Origin of the sequence: Actinoplanes auranticolor, from assembly GCF_018332655.1 — a bacterium.
Lineage (GTDB): Bacteria > Actinomycetota > Actinomycetes > Mycobacteriales > Micromonosporaceae > Actinoplanes > Actinoplanes auranticolor.
The window spans coordinates 67,438-84,876 of sequence record NZ_BOQL01000049.1 but is presented as its reverse complement, the minus strand read 5'-3'; the positions used below and the strand labels follow the sequence as shown (position 1 = coordinate 84,876).

At 72.9% G+C, this 17,439-nt stretch carries 16 protein-coding genes and 1 pseudogene; 7 read left to right on the top strand and 10 right to left on the bottom strand.

The window, feature by feature from the left end:
* Window positions 1–36 precede the first annotated feature (36 nt).
* Entirely contained in the window at window positions 37–951 is a 915-nt protein-coding gene (locus Aau02nite_RS29660) for a cation diffusion facilitator family transporter (RefSeq protein WP_212991887.1), read from the bottom strand.
* Between the two features lie 135 nt (window positions 952–1,086).
* Between Aau02nite_RS29660 and Aau02nite_RS29655 the strand changes: the two genes are divergently transcribed.
* Window positions 1,087–2,010: an SMP-30/gluconolactonase/LRE family protein gene (locus Aau02nite_RS29655; RefSeq protein WP_212991886.1), complete on the top strand. Its 924-nt coding sequence runs from the start codon at window positions 1,087–1,089 to the stop codon at window positions 2,008–2,010.
* Here Aau02nite_RS29655 and Aau02nite_RS29650 read toward each other — a convergent pair.
* Window positions 2,007–4,133 (bottom strand): HelD family protein, encoded by a 2,127-nt coding sequence (locus Aau02nite_RS29650; protein WP_212991885.1) that lies wholly within the window; start codon window positions 4,131–4,133, stop codon window positions 2,007–2,009. The two genes, Aau02nite_RS29655 and Aau02nite_RS29650, sit on opposite strands and share 4 nt — an antisense overlap.
* A 158-nt stretch (window positions 4,134–4,291) precedes the next feature.
* Here Aau02nite_RS29650 and Aau02nite_RS29645 point away from each other — a divergent pair, with 158 nt between their 5' ends.
* Window positions 4,292–4,636 carry an ArsR/SmtB family transcription factor gene (locus Aau02nite_RS29645; protein WP_246595538.1) on the top strand — a complete coding sequence of 115 codons (345 nt, stop codon included), beginning with the start codon at window positions 4,292–4,294 and terminating at the stop codon, window positions 4,634–4,636.
* The gene (locus tag Aau02nite_RS29640; RefSeq protein WP_212991884.1) at window positions 4,633–4,938 is read left to right on the top strand and encodes an SRPBCC family protein; all 306 of its coding nucleotides are present in this window, start codon (window positions 4,633–4,635) and stop codon (window positions 4,936–4,938) included. Before Aau02nite_RS29645 ends, Aau02nite_RS29640 begins: the two co-directional genes overlap by 4 nt.
* A gap of 143 nt (window positions 4,939–5,081) precedes the next feature.
* On the opposite strand, the gene Aau02nite_RS29635 is transcribed toward Aau02nite_RS29640, so the two are convergent.
* On the bottom strand, window positions 5,082–6,026 hold the full coding sequence (locus tag Aau02nite_RS29635; RefSeq protein ID WP_212991883.1) for an alpha/beta fold hydrolase: 945 nt from the start codon (window positions 6,024–6,026) through the stop codon (window positions 5,082–5,084).
* A 324-nt stretch (window positions 6,027–6,350) separates the two neighbouring features.
* Between Aau02nite_RS29635 and Aau02nite_RS29630 the strand changes: the two genes are divergently transcribed.
* Entirely contained in the window at window positions 6,351–6,941 is a 591-nt protein-coding gene (locus Aau02nite_RS29630) for a carbonic anhydrase (protein WP_438841182.1), read from the top strand.
* A 296-nt stretch (window positions 6,942–7,237) separates the two neighbouring features.
* Here Aau02nite_RS29630 and Aau02nite_RS29625 read toward each other — a convergent pair whose 3' ends face one another.
* Window positions 7,238–7,567 (bottom strand): hypothetical protein, encoded by a 330-nt coding sequence (locus Aau02nite_RS29625; protein WP_212991881.1) that lies wholly within the window; start codon window positions 7,565–7,567, stop codon window positions 7,238–7,240.
* Between the two features lie 252 nt (window positions 7,568–7,819).
* On the opposite strand from Aau02nite_RS29625, the gene Aau02nite_RS29620 reads away from it, so the two are divergent.
* Both Aau02nite_RS29620 and Aau02nite_RS29615 read left to right on the top strand, forming a co-directional pair.
* Window positions 7,820–8,311 (top strand): DUF3145 domain-containing protein, encoded by a 492-nt coding sequence (locus Aau02nite_RS29620; protein WP_212991880.1) that lies wholly within the window; start codon window positions 7,820–7,822, stop codon window positions 8,309–8,311.
* A 292-nt stretch (window positions 8,312–8,603) separates the two neighbouring features.
* The gene (locus Aau02nite_RS29615; RefSeq protein WP_212991879.1) at window positions 8,604–10,346 is read left to right on the top strand and encodes a glycoside hydrolase family 3 protein; all 1,743 of its coding nucleotides are present in this window, start codon (window positions 8,604–8,606) and stop codon (window positions 10,344–10,346) included.
* A gap of 170 nt (window positions 10,347–10,516) precedes the next feature.
* Here Aau02nite_RS29615 and Aau02nite_RS29610 read toward each other — a convergent pair whose 3' ends face one another.
* Window positions 10,517–11,401: an AraC family transcriptional regulator gene (locus Aau02nite_RS29610; protein WP_212991878.1), complete on the bottom strand. Its 885-nt coding sequence runs from the start codon at window positions 11,399–11,401 to the stop codon at window positions 10,517–10,519.
* An 86-nt stretch (window positions 11,402–11,487) separates the two neighbouring features.
* Here Aau02nite_RS29610 and Aau02nite_RS29605 point away from each other — a divergent pair, with 86 nt between their 5' ends.
* On the top strand, window positions 11,488–12,369 hold the full coding sequence (locus Aau02nite_RS29605) for an NADP-dependent oxidoreductase (protein WP_212991877.1): 882 nt from the start codon (window positions 11,488–11,490) through the stop codon (window positions 12,367–12,369).
* Between the two features lie 4 nt (window positions 12,370–12,373).
* Here the strand turns inward: Aau02nite_RS29605 and Aau02nite_RS29600 are convergent.
* The 5 genes and pseudogenes from Aau02nite_RS29600 to Aau02nite_RS29580 form a co-directional block, all read right to left on the bottom strand.
* A pseudogene (locus Aau02nite_RS29600) lies at window positions 12,374–13,447 on the bottom strand (carboxyl transferase domain-containing protein); the annotation flags it as partial.
* Window positions 13,448–13,695: 248 nt separating this feature from the next.
* On the bottom strand, window positions 13,696–14,922 hold the full coding sequence (gene fabF, locus Aau02nite_RS29595) for a beta-ketoacyl-ACP synthase II (protein ID WP_212991876.1): 1,227 nt from the start codon (window positions 14,920–14,922) through the stop codon (window positions 13,696–13,698).
* Between the two features lies 1 nt (window position 14,923).
* Window positions 14,924–15,166 carry an acyl carrier protein gene (locus tag Aau02nite_RS29590; RefSeq protein WP_023359558.1) on the bottom strand — a complete coding sequence of 81 codons (243 nt, stop codon included), beginning with the start codon at window positions 15,164–15,166 and terminating at the stop codon, window positions 14,924–14,926.
* Window positions 15,167–15,221: 55 nt separating this feature from the next.
* Window positions 15,222–16,172 (bottom strand): beta-ketoacyl-ACP synthase III, encoded by a 951-nt coding sequence (locus Aau02nite_RS29585; RefSeq protein ID WP_212991875.1) that lies wholly within the window; start codon window positions 16,170–16,172, stop codon window positions 15,222–15,224.
* Window positions 16,173–16,203: 31 nt separating this feature from the next.
* On the bottom strand, window positions 16,204–17,376 hold the full coding sequence (locus tag Aau02nite_RS29580) for an acyltransferase domain-containing protein (protein ID WP_212991874.1): 1,173 nt from the start codon (window positions 17,374–17,376) through the stop codon (window positions 16,204–16,206).
* Between the last annotated feature and the right edge of the window lie 63 nt (window positions 17,377–17,439).

Genomic DNA, 17,439 nt, shown 5'->3' with positions numbered 1-17,439 from the left:
GCGCAGCGCCCTCAGCGGGATGCTTCGAACGGCTTGCTACCAACCCGCCGGGGTGCACGGGCCGCCCGCGCCGACCGGTTCCACCTGCAGTGTCGCGTGATCGATGGCGAAGTCCTGATGGAGGGCCTCACGAGCGGTGGCCAGCACCGTGCCCAGCTCGGCGGTGGGCTCCAGGCTCAGGTGCGCCGAGGCGACATCCATCCCGGAGGTCAATGTCCAGACGTGCAGATCGTGTACGTCGCAGACGCCGGGCACCGCGGCCAGCCGCGTCCGCACGTCGCCCACGTCCAGGCGCTCGGGGGCGGCCTGCACGAGGATGCGGACCGCGGCGCGACCGAGGGCGAAGGTGCGGGGCAGGATCGACAGGGCCACGATCACGGCGACGATCGGGTCCGCGTACGACCAGCCGGTGACCGCGATGATCGCGGCCGCGACGATGACGCCGGCCGAGCCCAGCAGGTCGCCCAGCACCTCCAGATACGCCCCGCGGACGTTGAGGCTCTCCTTGGCCCCGGCCCGCAGCAGCAGGAAGGCGACGATGTTGATCAGCAGGCCGCCGGTCGCGACGATCAGCATGGCACCGGCCGGCACGTGCGGCGGGTCGGAGAACCGGCGCACGGCCTCGATCAGCACGTAGACGGCGACGCCGGTCAGCAGTACGGCGTTGGCCAGTGCGGCCAGCACCTCCAGCCGGTAGAGCCCGAAGGTGCGCTGGGAGTCGGTGGCCGCCCGGCTCGCGGCGTGCATGGCGGCGAGCGCCATCGCAATGCCGAGCACGTCGGTGAACATGTGCCCGGCGTCGGAGAGCAGCGCCAAGGAGCCGGTGGACAGCGCGGCCGCGGCCTCGACGAGCATGAACGCGGCCAGCAGCCCGCCCGCCCACCACAGGCGGGCGCGGTGCCGTTCGCCGGCGCGCAAGGCCTGGCCTCCGTGGTCGTGCCCGGCTCCCATGAGCCCTACCTTCCGTCGCCGCGCTGAGCCTCGGCCAATATATGTTCACATCGCTATGTATGCAACTTGAACTTGAATGCCATTCCGTGGGTACAGAGGGGTGCCAGAAAGTTCCCGCCTGGAAGGAATCACCCCTTGTCCAGAGGCACTCTCGCACTCGTCACCACGGCCGCCCTGGCCGTGGTGCTCGGCGCCGCTCCCGCCGAGGCCGCCCACCGCGGCGGCTCCCTGCAGTCCACCATCCAGCTGCCCAACGGCTTCCAGCCGGAGGGCATCGCGATCGGCAAAGCCCCGTACGCGTACTTCGGCTCCCGCGTCGACGGTGACATCTACCGGGCCAGCCTGCGTACCGGTCGGGGTGAAGTCATCAGCCAGGGCCCCGGCACGCAGTCGCTCGGCCTCAAGATCGACGACCGCGGGCGGCTCTTCGTCGCCGGTGGCAGCGGCGGCAACGCCCGCGTGATCAACGCCGCCACCGGTGCGGTGCTGAAGTCCTACACGCTGCAGACCGTCCCGTCGTTCATCAACGACGTGACGCTGACCGGCGGCGCCGCCTGGTACACCGACTCCGCCAACCCGGTGCTGTTCAAGCTGCCGCTGGGCCGGCACGGCAAGCTGCCCGCCGAGGCGGTCCGGGTGCCGCTGACCGGCGACATCACCTATCAGACCGGCAACAACGCCAACGGCATCGCGCCGACCCCCGACCGCCGGGGGCTGATCATCGTGCAGTCCAACACCGGCAAGCTTTTCCGTACGTCGTACAGCGGGCGCACCACCGAGATCGACCTCGGCGGCGAGTCCGTGCCCAACGGTGACGGTCTGTGGCTGCGCGGCAGCACGCTCTACGTGGTGCAGAACAGGCTCAACGTGATCACCCGGATCCAGCTCGACAAGCGCGCCACCAAGGGCACGGTGGTGAGCCGCACCACCGATCCGCGCTTCGACGTGCCCACCACCATCGCGGAGTACGGCAAGTACTTCTACCTGCCGAACGCCCGCTTCACCACGCCGGCCACGCCGGAGACCGAGTACACCGCGGTCGGGGTCAAGCGCCCCTAACGAGCCGCACCGTGCCAGTCGCGGGTCCCCACCGTCGTGAGGCGCTGGGTGGCCCGCGACAGGGCCACGTACAGGGTCCGGGTGCCGCTGGCGTCGACCGCGATCTCGGCCGGCTCGACCAGCACCACCGCGTCGTACTCCATGCCCTTGGCCTGCAGCGCGGTGACCACCTGGATCCGCTCGGGCAGCCCGGCCACCCACCCGGCCATCTCGTCGCGGCGCAGCACCGGCGTGATCACGCCGATCGTGCCGTCGACGTCGGACAGGTGCTTCTCGGCCGCCTCGCGGACCGCCTCCGGCAGCTGTGCGGCCCCCACGACCAGGTCCACCGGCTCCACGCCGGTGCTGCGCACCGCCGAGGGCAGCGGCAGATCCGGCATGATCGTGCGGATCACCCGGGCGGCGACCGCGAAGATCTCCGACGAGTTGCGGTAGTTGGTGGTCAGCGAGTACGTGTTGCGGCGCCGCGAGCCCAGCGCCTTGTCGCGCGCCCGGTCCAGCTCCTCGGCGTCGCCGGACCAGGCGGTCTGCGCCGGGTCACCGACGATCGTCCAGGACGCGTACGCGCCGCGCCGGCCGATCATCCGCCACTGCATCGGGGTGACGTCCTGCGCCTCGTCCACCACCACGTGGGCGTAATCGCGGTAGTCCTCGTCGCGCACGATCTGCGCGCGGCTCAGCGCCTGGCGGTCGGCGTACGTGCTGACCTCCTGCACCCCGTCGCGGACGTGGAACGGGTTGTTGCGGTTCTTCCTGGCCGGCTGCCGCGGGCGGCCCATCAGCTCGTCCAGCTCGTCGAGCAGCGCCACGTCGGCGATCGTCGGCCCGTGCTCGGCCAGACCGTCGAACGAGCCCTGCAGCAGCGCGATCTCCTCGCGGGACAGCAGCCCGTTGGCGTACCCCCGCAGCCGGGCCGGCTCGGCCAGCCAGCGCAGCACCCGCATCGGGGTGAACCGTGGCCACCAGGCCCGCAGAAAGTCGCGGAAGTCGGTGCGGTCGGCCAGCTCCGCCTCGAACTCCTGCTTTTCCGGCAGGGTCTTGACCGAGCCCTTGGCCTGCGTCCACAGCGCGTCGAAGATCCGGTCGAAGCCGGTGCCGCGGACCTCGTTGCGGCGGGCGCCGCGCGGCAGCGCCTTGCGCCGGATCCGCTCCAGGTCGGCGGCGTCCAGGCGCAGCAGCGCGCCGCGGTAGAGCAGTCGCAGCTCGGTGGGGGCGCCCGGCACGGCGTCGTGCGAAGCGCGCTCCAGCACCCGGCGCATCCGCAGGGAGCCCTTGAGTGCGGCCACCGCGGTGGGGTCGGTGCGGGTGGCGTCGTACCCGGCGACCAGCGAACCGAGCGAACGCAGGGTCGCCGTGTCCTCGCCCAGCGACGGCAGCACCGTGGCGATGTAGTCGACGAACACCCCGGACGGGCCGACCACCAGGATGCCGCCGCCGGCGAACCGGCTGCGGTCGGAATAGAGCAGGTACGCCGCCCGGTGCAGCGCCACCGCGGTTTTGCCCGTGCCCGGACCTCCGGTGACGATCGTCACACCGGAGGCGGGGGAGCGGATCGCGTCGTCCTGCTCGCGCTGGATGGTGGCGACGATGTCGCGCATGCCCCGGCCGGTGGCCTTAGAGAGACTGGCAAGCAAGGCGCCGTCCCCGACCACCCGCATGTCGGCGGGCGCGGCCTCCGGGTCGAGCAGGTCGTCCTCGATGTTGGTGACCCGTTCCCGCGCCGACTGGATCATCCGGCGCCGCACCACCCCCAGCGGGTCGGCCGGGGTGGCCCGGTAGAACGCCGCCGCGGCGGGCGCGCGCCAGTCCACGACCAGCGACTGCGACTCCTCGTCGCGGATGCCCATCCGGCCCACGTAGTGCACAGCGCCGCTGGTCAGGTCCAGTCGGCCGAAGACCAGGCCCTCGTACTCGGCGTCCAGGGCGTGCCGGCGGCGGGCCCGGTGGAACACCATGGCGTCCCGCTCGACCAGGGCGCCGAAGGTGCCGACGCCGGCGAGCTGGTAGCCCTCCTTCTCGGCCCGGGACGCGTCCTGGCGCAGATCGGCGAGCCGGGCGTACACCCGGTCGACGTGCTGCTGCTCGACGGCGATCTCCTGCTGCAGGACGGTGGCGTCGCTCAAGTCCGTTGTGCTCCCCGCTGGTGCTCCGCGTGCTCTTGCCGCCGCCCGGCACCGGAGCCAGGGGGCAATCGAACTTACTCCTGTTGCGGTACCGGCGTCGACGTCGGCACGCCCGGACCGGCTGGACGGGGCAATCCCGGCCCACAACAGTTAAGCAAGTGCTTAACCGTTCACCCGAGCTGGACCGGATGTTCGCGGCGCTGGCCGATCCCAGCCGGCGCGACATCGTGGAGCGGCTCAGCCACGGCCCGGCCTCGGTGAGCGAGCTGGCCCGGCCGCTGGCGATGTCGCTGCCGGCGGTGCTCCAACACCTGCACGTGCTGGAGACCAGCGGCCTGGTCCGCTCGGCGAAAGCCGGCCGGACCCGCACCTGCCGGCTGGACCCGGCGGCGCTGCGGACCGCCGAGCAGTGGATCGCCGACCGCCGCACCGGGCTCGCCGCGAACCTGGACCGGCTCGGTGCCTACCTGGCCGTCCATCCCGAGGATGAGGAACAGACATGAGCGTCGTGCCCGAGACGATCACTCTGGACCGCCACCATCCGGCGTCGCTGGAGCGCGTCTTCCGCGCCTTCGCCGACCCCGCGGCGAAAGCGCGCTGGTTCCGCGGGCCCGAGGGCGGGGACCCGCAGGGGGAGACGACCTTCGACTTCCGCGAGACCAGCGCGGCGGGCGGTCGCACCCACCTGGTCCTCACCGACCAGGGCGTCTACCTCGACGGCCGGGATTCGGCCAAGGCCCGGCCGAGCGGCATCGACGCCCAGCTCGCCCTCCTGGCCGAGGTCGCGGGTCGGGACCAGCTCTGAGCGTGCCCCGGTCCACCGCCGCGAATCTCGACCTCTTGGCCGAGGTCGCGGGCCCGGGTTAGTTCTGAGCGTGCCCCGGCCCGCCGCCGCCCTCCGCGGGCTCGATCGGGCTGAGCGCCGGTCCGGCGCTGTCGGCCGGCAGGTCAGGCGGCCTGGTCGTAGCGGCTGCGGTGGGCGCGGGCCGACCGGCGGCTCGGGGTGCTCTTCGCCGCGCGGTCCACGACGGAGAGCAGGGCGGCGGAGACCTCGGCCGGGCGTTCCATCATCAGCATGTGACCGGCGCCCTCGAAGACGGTCAGCTCGGTGCCCGCCAGTGCGCCGGCGATCGACTCGGCGCAGGGCGGCGGGGTGAGCCGGTCGCGGTCGCCGACCAGCGCGGCCGCAGGCACGTCACCGAGGGCGGCCAGGGTGTCCAGGCGGTGCTGGGCGCCGACCGAGGCCCGGAAGCCGCCGATGGACCGCAGCGAGGCCCGGCCGAACGCCGACATGGTGACCTCGAGGTCGCCGGGCTCGTGGTCCTCGCCGAAGAGCAGCCAGCGCACGGTCGGGCGCAGCACGGGCAGCATCGCGTTGTGCGGCCGCCACGCGCCCAGCCGGGCCAGCAGGCCGGCCCCGGCCTCCTCGGCGACCCGCAGCACGGGCGTGATGGTGCTGGGCAGGCCGTAACACGTGTGGGTCGCGCCCTCGGCGGTGGTCGAGACGAAGACCAGCCCGGCCACCCGCCCGGCGAACTCCTGCGGGTACGAGTCGGCGAACTCCATGATCGTCATGCCGCCCAGCGAGTGCCCGGCCAGCACGATCGGCCCGGCGGGGGCGAACGCGCGGAGCACCTCGGCGAGATCGTCACCGAGCTGGGCCAGGGTCGCCGAGCGCAGCCGGGTCGCGGAGGAGCGGCCGTGCCCCCGGGCGTCATAGGCGACGACCCGGGCGTTGACCCGCTCCAGCGCCTTGCTCTGGTGGTGCCAGGTCCGCCGGTCGAGACACCAGCCGTGCAACAGCACCACGGTCACCGGCGCGTTCACCGGTCCGCTGGTCTCGACATGCAGCCGTACGCCATCGGCGAGGGTGAGCTCCGAACGCTCGGACATGGGCACCTCCGTGATCCGCACGGCCCCCGTTGTACCCACGGGTAATAAGCATCACGCGCGATCGGCCGAATTGCCAGACCTATGGAAGATCTTGCGTCCGGTGGCCCATCCCAGTCGGTGGGCGAACCGACGTGATCTGGCTCGCACAGGCTGTCCCGGGCTGGTCACTCGTAGAGAATCAGTGCCATGACGGCTTCCTCACCTGCGGAACAGGCCGCGCCGGTGTTTCCGGCGGCCGCCTCCAGCCCTTCGACCCTGGCCGGAACGGTCCCTGCCCCGGGGCCCGATGCCGCCCCGCTCGACAGCAACGAGCTGAACGCCCCGGTGCGGATCGTGCGCCCGGCCGACGCGCTCGCGGAGCTGATCGCCGGCAACCGCCGGTTCGTCAGCGGCCGGCCGCAGCACGGCCACGAGGTGTCGGCGGCGGCTGCGGCCTCCGGTGGGCAGCTCCCGCACGCCGTGGTGCTCGGCTGCATCGACTCGCGGGTGCCGCTGGAAGCGATCTTCGACCAGACCTTCGGCTCGATCTGCGTGGTCCGCTCCGGCGGCCACGTGGTGGACCGCGCGGTCCTCGGATCGGTCGGCTTCGCGGTGTCGGCGCTGAACGTGCCGCTGATCATGGTGCTGGGCCACGTCCGGTGCGGTGCGGTGGACGCCACGGTGACCGCGCTGCGCGCGGGAGAACGTCCGGACGGCGACGTGGGTTACCTGGTGGACGAGATCGCCCCGGCGGTGCGGTCGGTCGGCCTGGACGACCCTGACGCGACGGCCAAGGCGATGCGGGCCCACGTGGCGCGGACGGTGCAACGCATGCAGGACGTGGCCGGCGTGCCGGCGGCGATCGCGGCGGGCAAGGTGGGGGTCGTGGGGGCGGTTTACGACCTCGACACCGGCCTGGTCGAGCTCCTCAGCTGACTGCTTAGCTGTTGACCGCCTGGCTCGGCGCTCAGCTGTTGACAGCCTGGTCCAGCGCTCAGCTGTTGACACCCTGGTCCAGCGCTCAGCTGTTGAGCGCCTGGCCCGGCGCTCAGCGGTCGACCGCTCGGCCGGGCGGTCGGCCGTCGACCGGGCGGCGCGCCGCCCGACCGTCCGGCCCGCCACGCCCGCCGCCGGGCCGCGGTGGGCTGATCAACTTGTCGTGATCTTCGGTGGACGCAAAAAGGCGCTCCCCGGACCTGGAGGTCCGGGGAGCGCCTTTGAAGCGAGGTTGCTCAGCCCTCGAAGACGCCGGCGTCCGCGAGGCGCTTCTCGGTCGCGCCCCAGCCGTGCTGCGGGAACGAGGCGTCCAGGCTCTCGATCTCGGCGCGGATCTTGGCGCCGTGGCCGGCGGCCGCGAGGGAGCGGATCTCCTCGACGAAGGCGTCCGAGTCGGTGCGCAGGTGGTTGGTCTTGCCGTTGGTCAGGTTGCGCACGTAGGCGAAGCGGCCTTCGGCGAGCGGGATGAGGTACTTGAACTCACCGAGCACGCTCAGGGCCCCGCCCTGACCGGCCTGGCCGGCGCGGACTGATGCGCGGGCGGTCTTTGAGGTGTTGCTGGCCACGGCGGTACTCCTAGCTAGGTATTCCTCGGCAAAGTTGTCGGCAGAAAATGCCGCAGCCAGCCTACACGAGCCCGGCATGCCCGTGCCGCCGGACGGGGTTCGGCCGTTAGGTCAGGTGTGCCTCGACGGCCATTCACATGTCGATATTGCGGTTTCTCTGGCGCACCATCCGTACCACCCGGCATCATGGAGCACGATCAACCGCGGTCGAGGTCGTAGGGGAAGACGCACCTCGGTCTCCGGGAGGTCACCGTGCCAACGTGTGGCGTCGTATACGTCCACTCGACTCCACTCGCCGTGTGCCAGCACGTCGAGTGGGCGATCGCGCGCGTCCTGACCGCGCCGGTCAATCTGCACTGGACGGCGCAGCCGGTTGATCCCGGCATGCGGCGTTCCGAGTGCAGCTGGACCGGACGGCCCGGGACTGGCGCCGAGCTGGCTGCTGCCCTCCGGCAGTGGCCCATGATCCGTTTCGAGGTCACCGAGGAACCGAGCCCCGGCGTGGACGGGGAACGTTTCATGCACGTCCCGGGCCGAGGACTGTTCCGCGGCACCATCGGGGCCTCGGGTGACATCCAGATCGGTGAAGATCGGCTGCGAGCCATCATGGCGGCGGCCAAGGCTCCGGAGGCGCTTTCGCATGCCCTGGAGAAGGCGCTCGGCACCGCCTGGGACGCTGAGCTGGAGCCGTACCGCTATGCCGGGGATGGCGCGCCGGTCACCTTGCTCACCCGGGTGGGCTGAGCGCGAGACGGTGGTTCCGTCAGCTGGCTGAGCCCGGCGGTCGTCTGCCGGTCGTGCCGTTACTGCGGGATGCGGAGCCGGCCGGTGGCCGACGGGCCGGTCACCCCGTCGGCCTGGCTGGAGGTGCGCAAAGCGGCTACCTGCCGGCCTGGCTGGAGGCGCGGCAAGCGGCCACCCGCCTGACCTGAACGCCATGTCGCCGTGGAGCGTGGGATGGCGCGTTGTCAAGGGGGCAAGCCTTCGCCGGTTATGGGGGTGACCCGGTTTGTCTACGGGGTCGGGAGCTGATCGAATGGCAGCCGTGAAGAGGGCGTTTCGCGTTGCTGTGGCCGTACCGCTGGCTTTGTCCGTGCTGGCCGGGTGCGGCAGCAGTGATGCGCCGCAGCAGCCGCAGCCCGCCCCCGGCTCCGCGTCGCCGCCGGGCCCCGCGCCCTCCGCGAGCGCCGCACCCGCCCCCACCGGCGATCCCGCCGCGCGGGCGCGGGCGACCGTCAAGACGCTCACCGACGTCCAGCTCGCCGGCCAGGTCCTGATGCCCTACGCCTACGGCGCCGCCGCCGACCGGGTCGACGAGACGGCCGCCGCCGGCAACAGGCGGATCGGGGGCGTCGACACCCCTGCCCAGATGATCACCAAGTTCGGTCTCGGCGGGCTGATCCTGGTCGCGTTCACCCCGGATGATCCGACCGGGGCGACCAACCCGGCCACGAACGTGGACGATCCGAAACAGGTGCGGGCGCTGACCGACGGCCTGCAGCGGGCGGCGACCGGCCTGCCCGGCGGGGCGCCGCTGCTGATCGGCACCGACCAGGAGTACGGCGTGGTCACCCGGGTCAAGACCGGCGTGACACTGCTGCCGTCCGCGATGGCCTTCGGGGCGGCGGGCAAGCCGGAGCTGACCGAGGGCGCCTGGCGCGCGGCCGGCACGGAGCTCGCCGCCATGGGGATCAACCTCGACTTCGCGCCGGTCGCCGACACACTGGGGCCGCAGGGCAGCTCGGTGATCGGCTCGCGGTCGTTCGGCGCCGACCCGAAAGCCAATGCCGCCCAGGTCGGAGCCGCTGTGCGCGGTGTCCAGGGCGCCGGCGTGACAGCGGCGCTCAAGCATTTTCCCGGCCATGGGCACACCACCGGCGACAGTCACGACGATCTGCCGGTGGTCGCGCAGAGCCGGCCGGAGTGGGAGAGCCAGGACCGGCCGCCGTTCGCCGCCGGGATCGCCGCGGGCGCCGGCGTTGTCATGTCCGGGCACCTGGACGTCGAGGGCCTGGACAAGGGCGTCGCCGCGACCTTCTCGCGCAAGATCATGACCGACGTGCTGCGGGGTGAGCTGAAGTTCGCCGGGGTGGCGATCACCGACGCCATGAACATGCCGCCCGCGATGAAGTGGCCGGCGGGCGAGGCAGCGGTGCGCGCGCTGAACGCCGGCAACGACATCCTGCTCATGCCGCCGGATCTGGCCGGTGCCCGGGACGGCATCCTGGCCGGGCTCAAGGACGGCAGCCTCAAGCGGGAGCGGCTCGTCGAGGCGGTCACCCGGGTCCTCACGCTCAAGTTCCGTACCGCCGCGCAGGTGCGGCCCGAACTGTCCACGCTCGGCTCGGCCGAGCACCTGCGGGCCGTCGGCGCCGCCGACGCGGCCGCGATCACGCTGATCAAGGGCCCCTGTTCCGGGCCGCTGGTGTCCGGGCCGGTCACGGTCAGTGCGTCCGGCGGCCGCGACGCCGCACGGATCACCCTGGTCAAGGCGTTGCAGGACGCGGGCGTGACGGTTCAGGCCGCGGGCGGCACGGTCGTGCACCTCGTCGGGTACGGCGACCGGCAGACCGACCTGAGCCCGGACGCGAAGGTCACCGTCATCATGGACACCCCGCAGCTGCTGGCCGGATCGCGGTCGCCGACGCTGCTCGCGACCTATTCGTCCAGTCCGCTCGCTCTGAGCGCGCTGGCCGCGGTGCTCGCGGGCAAGGCGCCGGCGCCCGGCAAGTCTCCGGTGGCGGTCGGCAAACTACCGCGCAGCGCCTGCGTCAAATGATCCGCAGGCCAGGCCAGTCGCGTGTAGTGGCCAGGTCAGGCGAGTCGCGGGTTGCGGCTGGAGCAGGCAAGTGGCCCGTAGCGGCCCGGTCAGGCGGGTCGCGGGTTGCGGCCCGCTCAGGCGAGCCGCGGGTAGTGGGCCGGTCAGGCGAGCCGTGGGTAGTGGTCCGGTCAGGTGAGCCGCCGGTAGCGGCCCGGAGCTGATCCGTGGCGGCGCCGGAACGCCGTGGCGAACGCGAACTCGGAGCCGTAGCCGACCCGGCGCGCGACGGTGGCCACAGTGGCATCCGAGTCGCGCAGTAGCCGTGCCGCCACGGTCATCCGCCACCAGGTCAGATAGGCCAGCGGTGGCCGCCCGACCAGGGCGCGAAACCGACGGGCGAAGGGCGCCCGGGACAGCCCGGCGTGCGCGGCGAGGGTGGCCACCGTCCAGGGGTGGCCCGGATCCGCGTGCATCGCGTGCAGCGCCGCCGCCGTCACCGGATCCCGCAGGGCGGCGGCCCAGCCTGTCGGTGCGGCGGGCTGCTCGGCGTACCAGCGGCGCAGCAGGTAGAGCAGCAGCATCTCCAGCAGGGCGGGCACAACGGCGTCCGTGCCGAGGCGGGGACGTTCCAGCTCTGCGGTGAGCAGGCCGACGGCCGCGCGCAGTTCCTCGGTCGGGCTCAGGTGGACGACCTCCGGCAGGTCGTGGACCAGCGGATGCACCTGGGCGGGGTCGATCTCATAGGCGCCGCAGAGCGTGACTACCTGCGGCCGAGGCCGGGCCAACAAAGCGGGCCCGGGATCGGCTGTGCACGGAGCGGGCACGGCGTCCGCCCTGTCGGCGAGGGCGTGCGCGCGACCGTGCGGCCGGAACACCACATCGCCGGCACTGAGCCGGACGGGTGCGGCACCGCCGGGCGGCAGCAGCCACGGCGATCCGTGCAGGACCACCTGGAACCCCATCGCGCCGGGCACCTCGGCGAACTCCTGCGCCCACGGCGCGTCCCAGCCGAGCAGCATCGACCGCGGCCGCCCGGTCCGCTGCACGGCGAGCACATCACTGAGCACATCCATCGGCGCCCCCGGCCGAGACGATCGCGAAGGTTTCCGGGATCCTGAAGCATAGGGCGTCCTCGCCGGTCGGCCTACGGTCGGTGGGCATGAGAGCAGCGCGCATTCACGAGTACGGCGGCCCGGACGTCATCGGCGTCGAAGACCTCCCGCAGCCGGTCCCCGGGCCGGGCGAGGTGCTGATCCGGGTCGCCGCCACGTCTTTCAATCCGACGGAGACGGCGCTGCGCTCCGGTGTGCTGGCCACGATGCTGCCGATCGTGCTGCCGGTGACCCTGGGCTGGGACGTCGCGGGCACTGTGGACGGCGAACCCGTCCTGGGGATGCTCGAGGCGGGCGCAGCCGCCGAGTTCGCGGTGGCCCCGGCCACGACCCTGGTCCGCGCCCCGGCCACCGTTCCGCTCGCCGACGCGGCCGCGTTGCCCCTCGCCGGGATGACCGCCTGGCAGGCCGTGACCGGGCACGCCCGGATCGCGCCGGGCGAACGTGTCCTGGTCAACGGCGCCGGCGGCGGCATCGGCGGCTTCGCGGTCCAGCTCGCCAAGCATGCGGGCGCGTACGTCCTGGCCACCGCGAGCTCCCGCAGCGCCGCGATCGTCCGGAGCCTCGGCGCGGACGAGGTGCTCGACTACACCGCGGGTCCGCCGGCGGTCGGTGAGCCGGTGGACGCCGTGCTGAACTGTGCGGCGATCGAGCCGGCCGCCGCGGCTGCGCTGGTGCCGCTGGTCCGGCCGGGTGGCCGGATCGTCACCGTCGCCACCCCGATCGAGTCCTCCGCGTCGGTGACCGCCCGGCACATGGTCACCCGCAACGACCCGGCCGATCTGGCGATGCTGGTGCGGCTGGTGGACGCCGGTGTGCTGCGGTTGGTGATCACGGCCCGCCGTACGCTCGAGGACCTGCCGGAGCTGCACCGGCTGGCGGAGTCGGGCGGCACCCACGGCAAGATCATCGTGACGCCGGCGCGGTGAGCGGTCAGAGCGGGATGTTGCCATGCGTGCCGCGGGCGGCCGGGGCCGCTGCCAGGGCTTCCGCGATGCGGCGGCGGGTCTGCTCCGGGGTGATCACGTCGTCCACCACGCCGATCTCCAGGGCCCGGTGGACCCCGCCGGCCGTGTGCAACTGTTCCTCGACCAGCGTCTCGCGGAGCGCCTCGTGCTGCTCGGGCGGGGCCGCCGCCAGGCGCTTGCGGTGCAGGATGTTCACCGCCGCGCTCGCGCCCATGACCGCGATCTCGGCCGGCGGCCAGGCGAACACGGCCGTCGCGCCCAGCGCGCGGGAGTTCATGGCGATGTACGCGCCGCCGTACGCCTTGCGGGTCACCAGCGTCACCCGGGGCACCACAGCCTCGGCGAACGCGTGCAGCAGCTTCGCGCCGCGGCGCACCACGCCGTCCCACTCCCGGCCGAGCGCGGGCAGGTACGGCCTTCACGGCGCTGGACGCGTCCAGGCAGCCACCGAGACGCAGCGGATTGTTGGCGACGACGCCGACCGTACGGCCACCGAAGCGGCCCAGCGTCGTCGACACGTTCGGCGCCCACTTGGCGTGCAGCTCCACGCCGGGCTCGTCGAGCAGCGCCTGGACCACCGGCTTCACGTCGTACGCCCGGTTGGTCTCGGCCGGCATTGCCCGGGCCAGGTCGTGGCCTTCGGTGCTGCGCGCCGCGACGTCGGCCGGGGTGAGCCGGCCCTGTCGGCCGAGCAGGACGGTCAGCTTGCGGGCCTCGGCCAGCGCGGTCCCGTCGTCCTTGGTGGTGATGTGCACGACGCCGGAGCGGCGGCCGTGCGGCTCGGGACCGCCGAGGCGTTCCATGTCGACCTGCTCGCCGGTGACGCCGCGAACCACCTCCGGCCCGGTCACGAAGATCCGGCCGGCCTTGCTCATGATCACGATGTCGGTCAGCGCCGGCCCGTAGGCCGCGCCGCCGGCGGCCGGGCCGAGGACCACGGAGAGCTGCGGTACGCGCCCCGAAGCGCGCACCGTCGCCGCGAAGACCTGCCCCACCCCGTCCAGCGGCCTACACCTTCGGCGAGCCGGGCGGGCCCGGAGGGGTGAGGCCCAGGCGGGACAGCCGCGGTGAGGAAGGGGCCACCCCGCGCGCGGACCGGACGGATTACGCGTGGGTCAGGATCGGGCGGTCACCTTGCGCGCGAGGGCCGGACGGATCACGCGAGAGGTGAGGATCAGAGGGTCAGCCCTCGAGAGAGAGCCGGACGTCTCACGGGTGAGGTGAGGACCAGGCGGCGAACCCGCGCGTGAGACCGGACGGCTCACGCGCGGGTGCGGACCACAGCGGCTACGCCCGGGTGAACACCAGGGCCACGTTGTGCCCGCCGAAGCCGAACGAGTTGTTCAGCGCCGCCGGGATGTCGAGCTGGCGGGACTTGTGGGCTGCCACGTCGAGCGCCAGCTTGTCGTCCGGGTCGTCCAGGTTGATCGTCGGCGGGACGACGCTGTCGCGGATCGCCAGGATGGTGGCGATCGACTCCAGGGCGCCGGCCGCGCCGAGCAGGTGCCCGGACATCGACTTGGTGGAGGTCAGGACCGGGTGGTCGCCCACCGCCGTGAGCAGCGCGGCGATCTCGGTCATGTCCCCGACCGGGGTCGAGGTCGCGTGCGCGTTGACGTGCACGATGTCGGCCTTGGTGATGCCCGCGTCCTCGATCGCCCGGCGGATGGCCCGGATCGCGCCGGCCCCCTCGGGGTGCGGCTGCACGATGTCGTAGCCGTCCGAGGTGATGCCGGCCCCGGCCAGCCGGGCGTAGATCGTCGCGCCGCGGGCGATGGCGTGGTCGGCGCGCTCGAGCACGAGCGCACCCGCGCCCTCGCCCAGCACGAAGCCGTCGCGGCCCTTGTCCCACGGCCGGGAGGCCTTCTCCGGCTCGTCGTTGCGGGTCGACATGGCCCGCATCGAGGCGAAACCGGCGATCGGCAGCGGGTGGATGACGGCCTCGGTGCCACCGGCCATGACCACGTCGGCCCGGCCGGAGCGGATGATGTCCAGGCCCAGAGACAGGGCCTCCGCACCGGTCGCGCAGGCGCTGGCCATCGAGTGGACGCCCGCCTGGGCGCCGAGCTCGAGACCGACCCAGGCGGCGGGGCCGTTGGGCATGAGCATCGGCACGGTATGCGGGCTGACCCGGCGCGGCCCGGAGGCCTCCAGGATGTCGTCCTGGTTGAGCAGGGTCTGCGCACCGCCTATGCCGCTGCCGAAGCTGACGGCGAAGCGCTCCGGGTCGAGCCCGGAGTCCTTCAGACCGGCGTCGGCCCAGGCCTGGTGGGCGGCGATCAGCGCGATCGCCTCCGAGCGGTCCAGCCGGCGCAGCTTGACCCGTTCCATGACCTCGGACGGGTCGACGGCGAGCTCCGCCGCGATGCGGACGGGCAACTGCCCGGCCCACTCCTGGGTGAGGGCTCTCACCCCGGAGCGGCCGGCGAGCATGGCGTCCCAGGTGGACGCGACGTCCCCGCCGAGCGGGGTCGTCGCGCCGAGCCCGGTGACGACGACGTCTGTGGTGCTCATGTCAGTGGTTCGCCTCGATGAAGGAGACGGCGTCGCCGACGGTCTTGAGGTTCTGGACCTCGTTGTCGGGGATCTTGACGCCGAACTTCTCCTCGGCGGCCACCACGACCTCGACCATGGACAGCGAGTCGACGTCCAGGTCGTCGGTGAAGGACTTCTCCTCGGCGACGTCGTCCGGGTTCACCCCGGCGACCTCCTCGAGGATCTCGGCGAGGCCGGAAGTGATCTCAGCGCGGGTAGCCATGTTCGGTGGTTCCTCTCGATGGTGGGGAAAACTCGCGGGCGGACTGCTGCCGGTCTTACGGGCAGCGGATGACCTGACCCGCGTACGTGAGGCCGCCGCCGAAGCCGAAGAGCAGGACCGGGGCGCCCGAGGGCACCTCGCGGCGCTCGACCAGCTTGGACAGGGCCAGCGGCACGCTCGCCGCGGAGGTGTTGCCGGACTCGACCAGGTCCTTGGCGATGACGACGTCCGGGCCGAGGCCCAGGCGCTTGACGATGCCGTCGATGATGCGGGTGTTGGCCTGGTGCGGCACGAAGGCGGCGAGCTCCTCCGGCCGGACGCCTGCCCGCTCGCACGCCTGCAGCGCGAACGGGGCCAGCGCGGTGGTGGCCCAGCGGAAGACGATCTGGCCCTCCTGCTTGATGTACGGCTGCCAGCCCTCGATGCGCAGCACGTCGCCCTTGTCCGGGGCCGAGCCCCAGAGCACCGGACCGATGCCGGCCTGCTCGCCGTCGGGGACCGCGGAGACCACGGCCGCCCCGGCGCCGTCGCCGAAGAGCACGGCGGTGGTGCGGTCGGTCCAGTCGGTGACGTCGGACAGCTTCTCCGCGCCGATCACGATGGCGTTGCGGCTGGCGCCCGCCCGGATCGCGTGGTCGGCCGTGCCCAGGGCGTACGAGAAGCCGGAGCAGGCGGTGTTGAGGTCCATCGCCGCCGGGGCGGTGATGCCCAGCCGGGCGGCGACCCGGGTGGCCACGTTGGGGCAGCGGTCGATGGAGGAGCAGGTGGCCACGACGACCATGTCGATGTCGGCGGCGCTCAGCCCGGAGCCGGCCAGGGCCTTCTCCGCGGCGAACGTGGCCATGTCGGCGACCGACTCGGCGTCGGCGATGCGGCGCTCGGCGATGCCGACCCGGTCGCGGATCCACGCGTCGTTGGTGTTGACGATCTTGGCCAGGTCGTCGTTGGTGACGATGCGCGAGGGCTGGTAGTGGCCCATCGCGACGATGCGGGAACCCGCGGTCATCGTGTTGCTCCTTCGTTCGCGACGGACGTGGTCACTGCTGCGGCCCGCCGATGCGGGCCACCGGCCGGCCCGGGGCCACCGGGTCGTCGTGGTGGGCGAGCCACTCGGTGAGGACCCCGGCGGCGTGGGCGCTGACCTCGACCGGTCCCTGCCGGGTGACCACCTGGCCGACGACCTGGCCCTGACGCAGGTCCACGCCTTCGGCCAGACCCTCGGCGGGCTGGAACAGCCCGGCGCTGGGGGCCACCACGACCCGGAACAGCGGGGTGGGTTCGTGGGTGGAGACGGTGCCGTGCCGCGCGATGAGGTCGCGGGCGGCGCTCAGGTCGTCCGGCGTGTTGAGGGTGACGATCTCCGGGGCGTTGTCGCCCTTGAGCTCGCGTTTGGCCAGGCCGGCCAGGGTGCCGGCCGGGGGCAGCTCGATGATGCCGGTGACGCCCAGGTCGCGCAGGTTGCGCAGCACCAGGTCCCAGCGGACCGGGGCGGTGACCTGGCGGACCAGGCGGCGCAGCATCTCACGGCCGTGGTTGACGGCGGCGCCGTCCAGGTCGGACAGCAGGATCCGGGCCGGGTCGCCGACCGGCACGCCGGCGGCGACGGCACCGAGGGCCCGCTCGGCCGGCGCCATGTACGGCGTGTGGAACGCCCCGGCGACTTTCAGCGGAATGACCCGGGCCTTGGCCGGCGGCTCGGCGGCGAACTTGGCCAGCGCGTCCAGCGCCCCGGCGACGACGATCTGGCCGGCGCCGTTGCGGTTGGCCGGGTAGAGCCCGTGGTGCTCGATCGCGGCGATCACCTCGTCGGGGTCGCCGCCCAGCACGGCGCTCATGCCGGTGGCCTCGAGCGCGCAGGCGGCGGCCATCTCGCGCCCGCGGATCCCGGCGAGGGTGATGGCGGACTCGGCGGACAGCACCCCGGCGAGGGCGGCGGCGCCGAGCTCACCGACGCTGTGCCCGGCGACCAGGGCGACGTCGTGCAGGGGCAGGTGCTCGGCGGCCAGCAGGGACGCGGCGACCAGCAGCGGCTGGGTGCGGGCGGTGTCCTTGATGTCGTCCGCGTCGGCCTCGGTGCCGAGGTGGATCAGGTCGACGCCGGCGAGCGCGGACCACCACGTGAGCCGGGCCTCGGCCCCGGGCAGGTCGAGCCATCCGGAGAGGAAGCCGGGCTTCTGGGAACCCTGGCCGGGCGAGAGTACGGCGAGCACGGGGTCGACTCTTCCGGATGCCGGCTCGTTCCGGGGTTGCTGCACGGGACCAAACCCTACGAC